The following is a 13,875-nucleotide window of genomic DNA, read 5'->3' as shown; positions in this document are numbered from 1 at the left end:
GTTGGGTGCGATCCAACGGTCCTTGCGCACTCGTACGACACCATCAGCCCACGGAGCAACCCACCACATGACGGCCAGCATCGAGGCACCTCTCGACCCCGCAGTACGCACCACCCCGCAGGTAGCGGTCAATGACATCGGGTCGGAGGAAGACTTCCTCGCGGCGATCGATCTGACCATCAAGTACTTCAACGACGGAGACATCGTCGAGGGCACCATCGTCAAGGTCGACCGGGACGAGGTCCTCCTCGACATCGGTTACAAGACCGAAGGCGTCATCCCCTCGCGCGAGCTGTCGATCAAGCACGACGTCGACCCGAACGAGGTCGTCAAGGTCGGTGATCACGTCGAGGCCCTGGTTCTCCAGAAGGAGGACAAGGAAGGCCGTCTGATCCTGTCCAAGAAGCGCGCTCAGTACGAGAAGGCGTGGGGCACGATCGAGAAGATCAAGGAAGAGGACGGCGTCGTCACCGGCACCGTCATCGAGGTCGTCAAGGGTGGACTCATCCTGGACATCGGCCTGCGCGGCTTCCTGCCGGCCTCCCTCGTCGAGATGCGTCGGGTCCGCGACCTCCAGCCGTACGTCGGCCAGGAGATCGAGGCCAAGATCATCGAGCTCGACAAGAACCGCAACAACGTGGTCCTGTCGCGCCGTGCGTGGCTGGAGCAGACGCAGTCCGAGGTGCGGATGAACTTCCTCACCCAGCTGCAGAAGGGCCAGATCCGCAAGGGTGTCGTCTCCTCGATCGTCAACTTCGGTGCGTTCGTGGACCTCGGCGGCGTCGACGGTCTGGTGCACGTCTCGGAGCTGTCCTGGAAGCACATCGACCACCCGACCGAGGTCGTCGAGGTCGGCCAGGAGGTCACCGTCGAGGTGCTGGACGTCGACATGGACCGCGAGCGCGTCTCGCTGTCGCTGAAGGCGACCCAGGAAGACCCGTGGCAGCAGTTCGCCCGGACCCACCAGATGGGCCAGATCGTGCCCGGCAAGGTCACCAAGCTGGTTCCGTTCGGTGCGTTCGTCCGCGTCGAGGAGGGCATCGAGGGTCTGGTGCACATCTCCGAGCTGGCCGAGCGTCACGTCGAGATCCCCGAGCAGGTCGTCCAGGTCAACGACGACGTGATGGTGAAGATCATCGACATCGACCTCGAGCGTCGCCGGATCTCGCTGTCGCTGAAGCAGGCCAACGAGGGTGTCGACCCGGTCTCCGACGACTTCGACCCCACGCTGTACGGCATGGCGGCGACGTACGACGAGCAGGGCAACTACGTCTACCCGGACGGCTTCGACCCGGAGACGGGCGAGTGGCTCGAGGGCTTCGACAAGCAGCGTGAGGAGTGGGAGCGGCAGTACGCCGAGGCCCACACGCGCTGGGAGGCCCACAAGAAGCAGATCGAGGACGCCAAGTCCGCTGATGTCGAGGCGGGCGAGGCATCGACCTACTCCTCCGCGGCAGCTCCGAAGGACGACGCACCCGTCGAGGGCGCGCTCGCTTCCGACGAGGCACTCCAGGCTCTCCGCGAGAAGCTGACCGGCCAGGGCTGATCCACCCGCAGTACCCGAGACCCCCGCACCCCCGTACTGGGTGCGGGGGTCTCGCTCGTTTCTGATGAGGGCCGAACCGCGGGGTGAGGCGATCGGAGCGGAGCGTAGTACTGGATAAGGTGCTGGGGTGTTGAGAGTCGGGTTGACCGGGGGTATCGGGGCGGGGAAGAGCGCGGTGTCGTCGCGGCTGGCTGCGCGGGGCGCCGTGGTGATCGACTCTGACCTGCTGGCGCGGGAAGTTGTTGCGCGGGGCACCGAAGGATTGGCCGAGGTGGTCGACGAGTTCGGGGAGGTACTGACGCCGAACGGGGAGCTGGATCGGCCGGCCGTCGGGCGGATCGTGTTCAACGACGAAGGCGCCCGGCGGAAGCTGGAGGCGATCATTCATCCGCGGGTCCGAGGCCGGGCGGCGGAGATCGAGGCGGCCGCGCCGGATGATGCGGTGGTCGTGCACGACATTCCTCTGCTGGTCGAGACGGGGCAGGCCGACAAGTTCGACGTGGTCCTCGTGGTCGACGTACCGCAGGAGTTGCAGGTCGAGCGGTTGACCGGCGCGCGCGGGATGACTGACGAGGAAGCGAAAGCGCGGATCGCCAGCCAGGCAACGCGGGAGGACCGGCTTGCCGCGGCCGACATCGTGGTGGACAACTCGGGGAGCCTCGAGCAGCTGGACCGGCGGGTCGACGAGGTCTGGGAAGAGCTCTCGCAACAGGCAGGACACGGTCCGGCCACGGTCTGAACAGAGCACGGTCCGGACACGAAAGCGTGACCCTTGCGCGGGAAATGATGAATCCGGGTCGACCTGTACGAGAATCTCTGCGGGTTCGTCCGGCCTGACGCCGCGGCGCCCTGACCAGCCCCTCGACGCGCGCTCGCGTCGGTCCGCAAGTCAATGTTGGGAGGATGGCGTGGACTGTCCGCGCTGTAGCTCTGACGTTCCCGAGGTCTCGCATTTCTGCCATCACTGCGGCAACGACATGCAGTCTCAGGACGCCGGGCGGAAGAAGGCGTACGCCGCGAGACCGGACGAACCGGTCGCGTCGTTCAAGCTGGTTTCCACGATCATGCCGCAAGGTGCCGGCCGGCAGCCGTACACGTACAAGGTCGCGCTGGGGATCGCCCTGCTGCTGACCGTCGTGACGGCCGCGGTGGGTGCCCTGCCGGTCGCGATCATGGTGGCCGCCTTCGCCATCCCGATCGTCTACATCCTCTACTTGTACGACGTGAACCTGTGGGAGGACGAGCCGATCCCGGTCGTCGCCGCGGCGTTCGTGCTGACCGGCGTACTGGCCGCGGTGTTCACCTGGAGCTGGTCGGACAAGCTCGGCCTGTCGACGGACACGATCGGCTCGAACGACGCCGGTCCGGCCGGCCGCGACCTGCTCATCCTGATCTTGCTGGTGCCGGTCGTGTCGGAGTTGATCCGGCAGCTCGGCCCGATCTACCTCGCTTCGCGGCCGCGGTACGACGACCTGATGGACGGGTTCACTTTCGGCGTCGTGGCCGGTGTCGGCTACGCGTGCTTCGAGACGCTCGTGCTGCACTGGGGTTGGATCAGCGGTGGCTTCGCCGGACCGGGCAGCAGCGCAGGCACGTGGATCTCGGTCGTGCTCCTGCAGGGCTTCGTGAAGCCGCTGATCTACGGCTCGGCCACGGGTTTGGCGGTCGCGGAGTTCTCCGGTCTCGGTGAGAAGTACGACGGCTTCACCCCGCGCTGGGTGGCCGGTCTGGCTCAGGCGATCCTGGTGAACGCGCTGTTCCAGGGCGGCGTCTACCTGCTCGGCTTCGTCGGCGGACACGGCTCGACCGTGGGCGCGATCCTCGGCGTGGTCTGGGGCCTGGTGCTCCTGGGCGCGCTGATCATCCTGGTCCGCACCGTGCTGCACAAGGGCCTGCTGGAGGCCGCACTGGAATCGGCCGCCCGCGGTGGTTCGAGCCACGCCTCGGGTGAACTGGCGTTCTGCTCGCGCTGCGAGATGCCCCTGCTGCCCAACTCGGACTTCTGCTCCGCCTGTGGCAACTCGGTCCGTTCCGTGCCCAAATCCGAGCGCGGAGTTGCTCTGCGGGGGAGTGCGCCGGGCTACGAAGGATCCACTGGGGAGACGCAGGCATGAGCAACCAGCAACCGCCGTACGGCTCCGGCCAGCCGGGCCAGCCGCCACAGCCTCCGTACGGCGGGCAGCCCGGCTATGGCCAGCCGCAGCAGCCGCCGCCGGGCTACGGTCAACCGCCCTACCAGGGGCAGCCGCCCCAGCAGCCGCCGTACCAGGGCCAGCCACAGCAACCGCCGTACCAGCAGGGCCAGCCGCCGCAGTACCCCGGCCAGCAGCAGTACCCGGGGCAGCAGCAGTACCCGGGGCAGCAGCAGTACCCGGGGCAGCAGCAGTACCCGGGGCAGCCTGGCTACCCGCCACAGCAGGGCTACCCCGGCGGTCCGCAGCAGTACCCAGGCCAGCCGCAGTGGGGGCCGGGCCAGCAGTACGGCGGTGGCAGCCGTGGCAAGGGCGGCAACAAGATCCTCTTCCTCGCTGGAGGTGGTATCGCGATCGTTGCGATCCTCGGCGTCGTGCTGGCGCTCGTGTTCGGCGGGAGTGCCGACAGCAAGGTCCAGCCGGACCCGAAGCCGACGAATCAGCCGACAGGCCAGCCGGTGAACGTGGACGAGGGCATCGAGGTCGCCGAGGGGGTCTACGTCAAGCCGCAGATCGGCTACATCCGCAAGAGCATCTCGGGCTACAAGGGCGTCTACCTGCTGAAGCAGAGCGAGGCCTACTTCATGGTCAACGCCTTCAAGGCCAACCCGGACGAGACGACCGCGACGGTACTGCCGCAACTGATGGACGCCGAGAAGAAGGGCGTCACGTCCAGCACCTTCAAGGCGAACGCCGCGAAGGAGACCAGGCCCGGGCCGGACGACAAGACGAACGTCAAGGTCATCACCACGCAGAGCTACGAAGCGATGTCGAGCAGCCAGAACGGCAGCATCCCAGTGATCGGGTTCGTCGGCATCATCGAGCGCGATGATGGCGTGATGACGATCGTCAAGGTCTACGGCCGCAAGGACAAGAAGGACAGCATCGCCAAGGACTCCACGGCGATGCTGCAGTCGGTGATCAAGAGCCAGTGAACGGAAAGGGCTCCAAAGACCCCGACAACCCCTGGCTCCGCCGGCCGGACACAGCCGGCGCCCCAGACGCGGGCCCAGCCGGTACGCCGGGCACGGGTGCGGCTGCTTCCACGGGCGCGGCCGAGGGATCACCCGCAGGCGGGGCGCCGGGTCCGGGATCACCGGTGGTCGGCGGTACCGGCGTACAGGGCGGGCCGGGTGCTTCGGCGGCGGGTGTGCAGGCGGGGCCGGCGTCGCTACAGCCGCCTGTGCGGGGCACGAAGAAGCGGCCGAAGGTGCCTGGGTTGCTGGTCCCGATCGGCGCGGGGATGGGTGTCGTCGCCCTGGTCGCGGTGGCGCTGACGCTGTTGACTCGCGGAGACGGTTCGGCGGGTCCCACGACGAGCCCGTCGATCACCGACATCACGCCACCCATCACCGCAACCACCCCGTCCGTCACGGGGACTCCGCCGATCACCCCGACCACACCTCCCGTCACCGGGACCACGCCGCCGATCACCGGGTCGACGCCCAATCCGACGTACAGGCCGCCGGCGGACGCCATCCCGGTTGCGTTCGGGGTTTCCGTGGTGCCGGTCGCGGGCTGGACCCTGCTGGTGCGGGAGACCGAGGGCAAGCAACTGGTCAACTACGCGCCGAACTCGGAACCTCGCGCCTTCTTCTGGGTCCGGCAGAAGCTGAACGTCAGCGCCAAGAACTACCTGCTGGGCATCGTCGAGGGCGAGACCGCCAACGAGGTCGCCCAGCTCGGCAGCACCCGGAACCTGCCGTGCCCGCGCGACGTCCTGGAGGAGTGCGTCGCGATCACCTATACCTCCACCTCGAAGGGCGTGCAGGTCCAGGGCTTCGTGGAGGCGTACCGCCGCAAGGACGGCGTGACCACCGCGCTGGATTTCCGCACCCGCGCCGACTTCGCGTTGACCGCCCTGGCCGATTCCAACCTGATGAGGAAGTCGGTCATCGACAGCCTCTGACCGCCCCCGTGCCGCAGACACAGCCCGATCAGACACGCGAGAGACCAGATGAGCCCGTACTCCGGACCCTCCCACGGCGGCCGCAGGTGAACCGCCCGCAGAATCCGAACCGTTCCCAGTGGATCGTGATGGCAGGCGCGGCCCTGGCCGTAGTACTGATCGCGGCCGGGGTGATCGTCATCGTCACCGGCGGCGACAAGAAGGACCCTGTCAACCCTCCGGTCGCCGGTCAGAGTCGCACGCCGGCGCCGGTCGGTACCCGCTCCACCCCGGCGCCGCCGCCGACCGCGCCGGTGACCGTCAAGGGCCCGGACGACAAGGGCGTGGAAATCGGCGGCGGGGTCTGGTTCACCCCGGCGAAGGGCTGGGTCAAGGACCCCCAGACTCCTTCCGGACGAAACTACGTGCTGCCCGATCCGGCCCGACCGGGCGCGATCGACGGCTGGTTCTGGATCCGGCAGACGAAGGAACTGGGGGCGAAGGCGTTCGCGGAGCACGTGGCGGACGTCGAGTCGAACAACCTGCAGCATGTGGTGATCAGGAACGGCAGCTATCGAGCGTGCGCGAACAAGGCGTTGAAGCTCTGCTACGCGATGAACTACTCCGCCGTGGTGCCGATCAAGGGCCAGAAACCGGTCGTCTTCTCCGGGTTCATCCAGGCCTTCGAGGACCGCGACGGCCAGACCACGACGACCGATGCGGCCCTGCAGACCGAGGTCTGGGCCAAGCACAAGCAGGAGATCCTGGACATGAACGGAAGCCTGGTCCGCAGCTTCTGAGCCGGACCGCCTCCCCGCTGCCCCGAGCCTGCCGATCCGAGCGGCGAAGGCGGTGTGACGGGGTCGGGAGGCCGGATCTTCGAAACTGTCGGCGGCGGCCCGTACGGTGGAGGGCATGAGACAGGTCACCGATCTCCAGCGTATGGTCGCGCCCCTCAAGGTCGTGTCCGACTTCGACCCGGCGGGCGACCAGCCGGCCGCGATTGCCGAGCTCGAGCGCCGGATCAACTCCGGCGAGCAGGACGTGGTGCTGCTGGGTGCCACCGGTACCGGTAAGACCGCGACGATGGCGTGGCTGGCCGAGAAGATCCAGCGGCCGATGTTGATCCTGCAGCCGAACAAGACGCTCGCCGCCCAGTTCGCGACCGAGCTGCGCCACTTCTTCCCGGAGAACGCGGTCGAGTACTTCGTCTCCTACTACGACTACTACCAGCCCGAGGCCTATGTCCCGCAGACGGACACCTATATCGAGAAGGACTCCTCGATCAACGAGGAGGTCGAGCGGCTCCGGCACTCGGCGACCTGGTCCCTGCTGACCCGGCGCGACGTGGTCGTGGTGGCGACCGTCTCCTGCATCTACGGCCTCGGTTCTGCCGACGAGTACCTGAACCGGATGATCCACGTGAAGGTCGGCGACGAGATGGATCGCGACGGCCTGCTCCGCAAGCTGGTCGGCGTGCAGTACGCACGGAACGACCTCGCCGGCACCCGCGGCACCTTCCGGGTCCGGGGCGACACGCTCGAGGTGTTCCCGGTCTACCAGGAGCTGGCCGTCCGGGTGGAGTTCTTCGGCGACGAGATCGAGCGGGTGATGACGCTGCACCCGCTGACCGGTGAGGTGCTGAGCGAGGAGAACGAGCTCTACATCGGCGCAGCGACGCACTACGTGACCGCGCCCGAGAAGATGGAGCGAGCGATCACCAGCATCGAGGCTGAGCTGGCCGAGCGGCTGGCTGAGCTCGAGCGTGGCGGTCAGCTGCTGGAGGCACAGCGACTGCGGATGCGCACCACCTACGACATCGAGATGATGCGCCAGATCGGCACCTGTTCCGGCATCGAGAACTACTCCCGCCACACCGACGGACGAGAAGCCGGTACTGCGCCGCACTGCCTGCTGGACTACTTCCCGGAGGACTTCCTGCTGGTCATCGACGAGTCGCACGTCACCGTGCCGCAGATCGGTGGTATGTACGAGGGCGACATGTCCCGCAAGCGCACGTTGGTCGAGCACGGGTTCCGGCTGCCGTCGGCGATGGACAACCGGCCACTGCGCTGGGAGGAGTTCCTCGAGCGGATCGGTCAGACGGTCTACCTGTCGGCGACCCCGGGCCAGTACGAGCAGGACAAGTCGGACGGGTTCGTCGAGCAGATCATCCGGCCGACCGGCCTCATCGACCCCGAGGTGATCGTCAAGCCGACCAAGGGCCAGATCGACGACCTGATCCACGAGATCCGGCTCCGGGTCGAGAAGAACGAGCGGGTCCTGGTCACCACGCTGACCAAGAAGATGTCCGAGGACCTGACCGACTACCTGCTGGAGATGGGCATCCGGACCAGGTATCTGCACAGCGAGGTGGACACTCTCCGCCGGGTCGAGCTGCTGCGCGAGCTGAGGATGGGCGAGTTCGACGTCCTGGTCGGCATCAACCTGCTCCGCGAGGGTCTGGACCTGCCGGAGGTGTCGCTGGTCGCGATCCTCGACGCCGACAAGGAAGGCTTCCTGCGCTCCGGACGTTCGCTGATCCAGACCATCGGCCGTGCCGCTCGAAACGTCTCGGGTGCCGTGTTCATGTATGCGGACAAGATCACCCCGTCGATGGAGATGGCGATCGACGAGACCAACCGGCGGCGCGAGAAGCAGGTCGCCTACAACACCGAGCACGGGATCGACCCGCAGCCGCTGCGCAAGAAGATCGCCGACATCACCGACATGCTCGCCCGCGAGGACGCGGACACCGCCGAGCTGCTCGGCAGCGGCCGCAGCCAGAGTCGCGGCAAGGCCCCGGTGCCTGGCGGCGGTAAGGGCAAAGCGGGGGAGAAGGCGAAGGAACTGGCCGGCGGGCTCCCGTCGTCAGACCTGGCCGACCTGATCCAGCAACTCACCGATCAGATGCACAACGCCGCCGCGGAGCTCCAGTTCGAGGTCGCCGCCCGCTACCGCGACGAGATCTCCGAACTCAAGAAGGAACTCCGCCAAATGGTGAACGCCGGCGCCAAGTAGGCCGCCGACCTGGCCGGCAGGCAGTAGGGGAGGGGACGGATGCTGGATCACGTGGCGCTGCAGTGTGATGACCTGGGTGTGAGCAGGCGGTTCTACGAGCGCTTGCTTGCGCCGCTGGGGATCACCGTGGCGATGGAGTTCGAGGGCGTTCTCGGGCTGGCCGGGCCGGACGGGTTCCCGCGGTTCTGGCTCGGGCGGACGCAGGGCGGGGTGCAACGAGAGGTGCACGTCGCCTTCGCCGCAGTGGATCGTGCTGCGGTCGACCAGATCTTCGCGACAGCCCGGGAGATGGGTGCCGAGGTCCTGCACGAGCCGCGGGAGTGGCCGGAGTACCACCCGGGCTACTACGGCGTGTTCGTCCGCGACCCAGACGGAAACAACGTCGAGGCCGTGACGCATCAGTAGCCCGCGCGGCCGACCCGGGTCGTGGAAGTGGAGGAGAGCGAATGAGGCTGACCGGGGCCGAGCTGTTGGAGCACTGCTTGGCCAAGCCTGGAGCGTGGAAAGACGAGCCGTGGGACGGGGACGTGGTCGCGAAGGTCGGCGACAAGATCTTCGCGTTCCTCGGTGGTGGCGACTCGGTCGGGATCAAGTGCGGCAACAACCGGGAGGAGGCCGACGAACTGGTCGACACCTACCCCGAGGACGTGGCGAAGATGGCCTACATCGGCCGCTCGGGGTGGAATTCGGTGAACCTCGGTGGTGCCGTACCCGATGACGAGATCCTCGAGCTCGTGGACACGTCGTACCAGACGATCGTGGCGAAACTGCCGAAATCCAGGCGCCCGCCGAGCGCGAGCTGACTACCGAAGCACACTATTCCCGTCGCGTGAAGTGATGATCCCGACAGTCGGGACACGTGTCCCGGATTTGGATACTCGGGGGAGCAGCGGCGACAATGGGTGCGTTGAAGGGGAGTATTCCTTCGCGGCGGCATCGTCATCACGGTCAAGAGGCTCGCCTCTGCGCCCGGTGCCGCCGGCCAGGCTCGGCTGACAGAGCCCAGGCGGAAGAGACCTTCGGAGTCCGATTTTCGTCTGAGCTCCGGAGGTTTCTGTGCACGTTGCTGATTACGTTTGGTTCATCACCGTCGGGGCACTGCTCGCGCTGCTGGCTTTCGACGTCTTCATCATCGGCCGCCGACCGCATGAGCCAACCACTCGCGAGTCCGCCACCGCGATCGCGTTCTACGTCGGCCTGGCTATCGTCTTCGGCCTCGGCGTGTGGGCCTTCTCCGGTGGTCAGTACGCAGGTGAGTTCTTCGCCGGCTGGCTCACGGAGTACAGCCTCAGCGTCGACAACCTGTTCATCTTCCTCATCATCATGGCCAGGTTCCAGGTGCCGAGGAAATACCAGCAGACGGCCCTGCTGGTCGGCATCATCCTCGCGCTGTTCTTCCGCGGCATCTTCATCGCCGTCGGCGCGGCCGCGATCAACCAGTTCTCCTGGATCTTCTACCTGTTCGGCGCATTCCTGGTCTACACCGCGGTCCACCTGGCCAGCCAGGGTGAGAACGACGACGAGGACTACAAGGAGAATGCGGTCATCCGGTTCGCCCGCAAGCGGCTGAACGCGACCGACGAGTACAACGGCGTCAAGCTGACCGTGGTGAAGAGCGGCAAGCGGTTCGTCACCCCGATGGCGATCGTGATCGTTGCGCTGGGCACCACCGACCTGCTGTTCGCGCTCGACTCGATCCCGGCGATCTACGGCCTCACCCAGGAGCCGTTCCTGGTCTTCACCGCCAACGTGTTCGCCCTGATGGGTCTTCGCCAGCTGTACTTCCTGCTCGGCGATCTGCTCCGCCGCTTGGTCTACCTGTCGATGGGGCTGTCGGTCGTGCTCGCGTTCATCGGCATCAAGCTGATCCTGCACGCGATGCACGAGAACGAGCTCCCGTTCATCAACGGCGGCGAGCACATCAGCTGGGCCCCGGAGATCCCGATCTGGGTCTCGCTCGGCGTCATCATCGTCACCCTCGGCGTGACCACCATCCTGAGCCTCCGCCATTCCCGCACCACCCCGACCGAGCCGGCCCCCGAGGGCCAGCTCAGCTCCGCTGACTCCAGCGCGGAGGAATCCACCACCACTTCTCAAGACGGTGCGGAACAGGACGGTGCAGAACAGGACGGTGCGGTGGAGGCCGAGACCTCGCGGTCCGTGGCAGCGCAAGCCGGCGGCGGCGAGCTCGACGAGGCCACCCGCGCCGAGATCGAAGGCATCCACGAGCCTGAGCAGACCGACTCCAAGCAGTCCTGAGGCTTGACCCGCGCCCGGCTCTTCCCCAAGGGCCGGGCGCGGGCGTAGCAGTGGGGCCCCCCGGGGGTTCGCTGACGCCCATTTCGACCGATAGCGGCTTTATTTGGCATCAGCGGTCGAAGAACCCGCCAGCCGAGCCGCCGGCAGAGCCGCCGCGGGAAGACCTGTTCAGAGGCGGCCGGCGGCGACCAGGGTTTCGCGGCGTTCGGGAAGAAGGGGCTCGTTCTCCAGGCGTTTGCCGGTTTCGGAGGCGTGCAGCATTCCTTGGGCGGAGACGAAGCCGACGTGGTGGATCTGCTTCCCGGGGCGTCCGAAGAAGTACACGTCGCCCGGCCGTGCCTCCTCCAGCGGGATCGACTCCAGCACGTCCGCCTGGTCGTGCGCGTCCCGCGGGATCCGCTGCCCGAGCACCCGGCTCACCGCGTGCACCAGCCCCGAGCAGTCCAGCCCGTACGTCGAAGTGCCGCCCCAGAGGTACTCGAGTCCCAGGAACAGCGACCCCAGCCGGATCCGATCCTCGGCAACCGCTGGTGACTCCACCCCCCGCAGCGCAGAGTCCGCGATCCACGCCAGCTCGTCATCCGGCAGTGCCACCCGGGTGAACCCGTCGGCGTGCTCCACCGACGCCAACACAGTCGCGAACGACAACTCCATCAGCGGCCCCGAACCGGGCTCGGCCATCAGTTCAGCCACCGGCACGGTCACGGCCACCGGCGCGGCCGCACTCCCAGGCAGTTCGCCCAGGTGGCTCGACGGCACCCAGCCCGGATAGCCGAGGTCGTCGTTGGAGGACGGCTGCCACGGCGCGAGGATCTCGGACCAGCCGTCTCGTTCGGAGCGGACCAGCACGGGCTCCCCGTACAGCAACTGGGTCAGGGTCCGGCCGTGCAGGCCGAGGCGGGTCTCGGTGTCCATGGACTTGGCCCAGGCGGCGACGTCGGGGGCGGCGGCGATCGCGGGTGCGTCGATGTCACGCGGTGCGTCGGGCGAGGTCCAGACGGTGCTGACCGGGACTTTGGCAGCAGCTAGCTTCATGCGGCCAAGCCTGTCACGCCCAGTCCAGGGGACGTCGGCAGGTGGATCAGCGAGCCTTCGTAGCGAATACCACCGGCCACCGGCGACTCCTTCAACCACCAGGCCGCGTCCAGGTCGTTCACCGCGGTCGTCGGGTACGCCGCCACCAGCGCCGCGGCTGCCCCGACGCCGACGTGGCTCTCCATCATCGAGCCGACGATCGAGCCGAGTCCGTGCTCGCGGGCGAGTTCCAGCAGCGTCCGGGCCGGCCCGAGTCCGCCGCACTTCGCGAGTTTGACGTTCACCAGATCAGCCGCGCCGTGCCGGATCACCGCCACCAGGTCGCGGACGCCGTACACGGACTCGTCGGCGAGGATCGGCGTGCTGACGCGGTCGCTGATCCAGGCCATGGCTTCGAGGTCGGGGGCCGGCACGGGTTGTTCGACCAGTTCGATGTCGCAGCCGGCGTCTTCCATCGCGCGGATCGCGGTGACGGCGTCGCGCCGGTTCCAGCCCTGGTTCGCGTCGAGGCGCAGCCGGGGATCGGGGCCGATGGCTTCGCGGATCCGGCGGACCCGCTCGAAGTCGGCGGCCGCGTCGCCGGTGCCGACCTTGACCTTCAGTACGTCGAAGCCGTCGGCGATCCGGTCCGCCCCCGCAGCCGCCAGCGACTCAGGATCACCGGCGGACAACGTCACGTCAGTCCGCACACTCACGACGGTCGAACCCAGGAAACCGTGCAGCGGCAAACCCACGCGACGAGCAGCGAGATCGTGCAACGCCACGTCGACCGCGGCCTTGGCGCCGAAGTTGGCCTGGGCCGCGCCTTGAACCCGGCGGAGCGCCTCGGTCAGGTCGTCCGGGCCCAACCCGTTCAAAGCGGTCGCAATCGGACCTTCGACACAGGCCTGCGCGCCGGCCAGCGATTCGCCGGTCACCTTCCAGACCTGCGGCGCCTCGCCCCAACCAGTGAGCGAGTCATCGCTGATCGACACCAGCAGCGATTCCGCGTGCGTGGCGGTCCGGAGCGCGGTGACGAACGGAGTGTGCAGCGGCGCCGACACCAGGTGGGTCGTGATCTTCATCGGATCGCCTCCAGGTTGTGCCGGTGTTCCCACGCCTGCGCCGCGACGGAACCGATCAGCTTCTGCGCCTCCGCATCGGGCAGGTCGGACGTCGTGTACACCGTCAGCACGAACGCCTCCGCGTCCGCCGGCCGGACGATCCCGCCGTCATGCCGGATCCGCGTGTCCCACCCGTTCTTGTGTTCGACCCGCGTCCCCGCCGGCACCCCGGCCGGGATCTCGCCGTTCCACGTGTTGGCTGCGAGCAGCTCGCGAAGATAGTCGCCTGAGGCCCCTTTGTCATTGCCTACCGCAACCAGTACGGCGGCCAGATCCGCCGGGCTCAGCTCGTTACTGATCCCGGCGGCCTGAGCGGCCGTGTCATCGATGCCCCGACGGATCGCGCTCAAGCCAGACCCGTATTCCGTCAGTACCGCGTTCGCCGCGTCCACCCCGACGAGTTCCAGCACCAGATCGGTCGCCAGGTTGCTGGAGACCGTGATCATCTCGGTGGCGAGCCAGCCGAGCGGCACCTGCTCGCCCATCCTCGTCCAGGTCGCCGGGGCCTCGTCCTCGGCCGGATTCACGCCGAACCGCCCACCCGCGGCGGAGGCGAAGTCGTTGTGCACGGTCACCGGCTGGTCCAGCGCGAGCTTACCCGACTCGACCTGGCGCATCATCGCCATCGCGACCGGCAGCTTCATCGTGCTCGCGGAGTAGTGCGTCCGATCCGCGTCGTGACGGAACACCGGCAACCCGTCGAGCCGCCCTAGCCAGACACCGAACTCGCCGCGCCCCGCGACCCCTGCGAGCAGGTCAGCAATTCCCATGACGGTCACCTTTCCACACTCCGCCCAGCGCCTGACTTGGCGGGCCTGGCAGACTTCCCGG

The 13,875-nt window shown here is 67.5% G+C and carries 12 protein-coding genes and 1 pseudogene; 10 read left to right on the top strand and 3 right to left on the bottom strand.

What is annotated here, in order from left to right:
* Positions 1–67 precede the first annotated feature (67 nt).
* The 10 genes and pseudogenes from rpsA to ABD210_RS25140 all read left to right on the top strand — a co-directional run.
* Positions 68–1,546, top strand: a complete 1,479-nt coding sequence (rpsA, locus tag ABD210_RS25185; protein WP_344114569.1) for a 30S ribosomal protein S1 — start codon at positions 68–70, stop codon at positions 1,544–1,546.
* Between the two features lie 127 nt (positions 1,547–1,673).
* The gene (gene coaE / locus ABD210_RS25180) at positions 1,674–2,285 is read left to right on the top strand and encodes a dephospho-CoA kinase (protein WP_344114568.1); all 612 of its coding nucleotides are present in this window, start codon (positions 1,674–1,676) and stop codon (positions 2,283–2,285) included.
* Positions 2,286–2,523: 238 nt separating this feature from the next.
* Positions 2,524–3,660 (top strand): PrsW family glutamic-type intramembrane protease, encoded by a 1,137-nt coding sequence (locus ABD210_RS25175; protein WP_344114567.1) that lies wholly within the window; start codon positions 2,524–2,526, stop codon positions 3,658–3,660.
* Positions 3,657–4,673: a hypothetical protein gene (locus ABD210_RS25170; RefSeq protein ID WP_344114566.1), complete on the top strand. Its 1,017-nt coding sequence runs from the start codon at positions 3,657–3,659 to the stop codon at positions 4,671–4,673. The genes ABD210_RS25175 and ABD210_RS25170 overlap by 4 nt, the downstream gene beginning before the upstream one ends.
* The gene (locus tag ABD210_RS25165) at positions 4,670–5,647 is read left to right on the top strand and encodes a hypothetical protein (RefSeq protein ID WP_344114565.1); all 978 of its coding nucleotides are present in this window, start codon (positions 4,670–4,672) and stop codon (positions 5,645–5,647) included. The genes ABD210_RS25170 and ABD210_RS25165 overlap by 4 nt, the downstream gene beginning before the upstream one ends.
* Before the next feature lie 86 nt (positions 5,648–5,733).
* The gene (locus ABD210_RS25160; RefSeq protein ID WP_344114564.1) at positions 5,734–6,426 is read left to right on the top strand and encodes a hypothetical protein; all 693 of its coding nucleotides are present in this window, start codon (positions 5,734–5,736) and stop codon (positions 6,424–6,426) included.
* Between the two features lie 115 nt (positions 6,427–6,541).
* The gene (uvrB, locus tag ABD210_RS25155) at positions 6,542–8,647 is read left to right on the top strand and encodes an excinuclease ABC subunit UvrB (protein ID WP_344114563.1); all 2,106 of its coding nucleotides are present in this window, start codon (positions 6,542–6,544) and stop codon (positions 8,645–8,647) included.
* A 39-nt stretch (positions 8,648–8,686) separates the two neighbouring features.
* On the top strand, positions 8,687–9,052 hold the full coding sequence (locus tag ABD210_RS25150; RefSeq protein WP_344114562.1) for a VOC family protein: 366 nt from the start codon (positions 8,687–8,689) through the stop codon (positions 9,050–9,052).
* Positions 9,053–9,093: 41 nt separating this feature from the next.
* Complete coding sequence (locus ABD210_RS25145; RefSeq protein WP_344114561.1) at positions 9,094–9,450, top strand: MmcQ/YjbR family DNA-binding protein; 357 nt, start codon at positions 9,094–9,096, stop codon at positions 9,448–9,450.
* Positions 9,451–9,703: 253 nt separating this feature from the next.
* Positions 9,704–10,663: pseudogene (locus ABD210_RS25140) on the top strand (TerC family protein); the annotation flags it as partial.
* A gap of 411 nt (positions 10,664–11,074) precedes the next feature.
* Here the strand turns inward: ABD210_RS25140 and ABD210_RS25135 are convergent.
* Genes ABD210_RS25135 through ABD210_RS25125 form a run of 3 tightly spaced genes read right to left on the bottom strand, consistent with a single transcriptional unit; the run spans position 11,075 to position 13,814 of the window.
* Positions 11,075–11,941 (bottom strand): C40 family peptidase, encoded by an 867-nt coding sequence (locus ABD210_RS25135; RefSeq protein ID WP_344114559.1) that lies wholly within the window; start codon positions 11,939–11,941, stop codon positions 11,075–11,077.
* Positions 11,938–13,005, bottom strand: a complete 1,068-nt coding sequence (locus ABD210_RS25130; protein ID WP_344114558.1) for a mandelate racemase/muconate lactonizing enzyme family protein — start codon at positions 13,003–13,005, stop codon at positions 11,938–11,940. Before ABD210_RS25130 ends, ABD210_RS25135 begins: the two co-directional genes overlap by 4 nt.
* Entirely contained in the window at positions 13,002–13,814 is an 813-nt protein-coding gene (locus ABD210_RS25125; RefSeq protein WP_344114557.1) for a serine hydrolase, read from the bottom strand. Before ABD210_RS25125 ends, ABD210_RS25130 begins: the two co-directional genes overlap by 4 nt.
* Between the last annotated feature and the right edge of the window lie 61 nt (positions 13,815–13,875).

The organism is Kribbella alba, assembly GCF_039529635.1.
GTDB lineage: Bacteria > Actinomycetota > Actinomycetes > Propionibacteriales > Kribbellaceae > Kribbella > Kribbella alba.
This window is presented reverse-complemented; position numbering and strand designations above follow the sequence as displayed.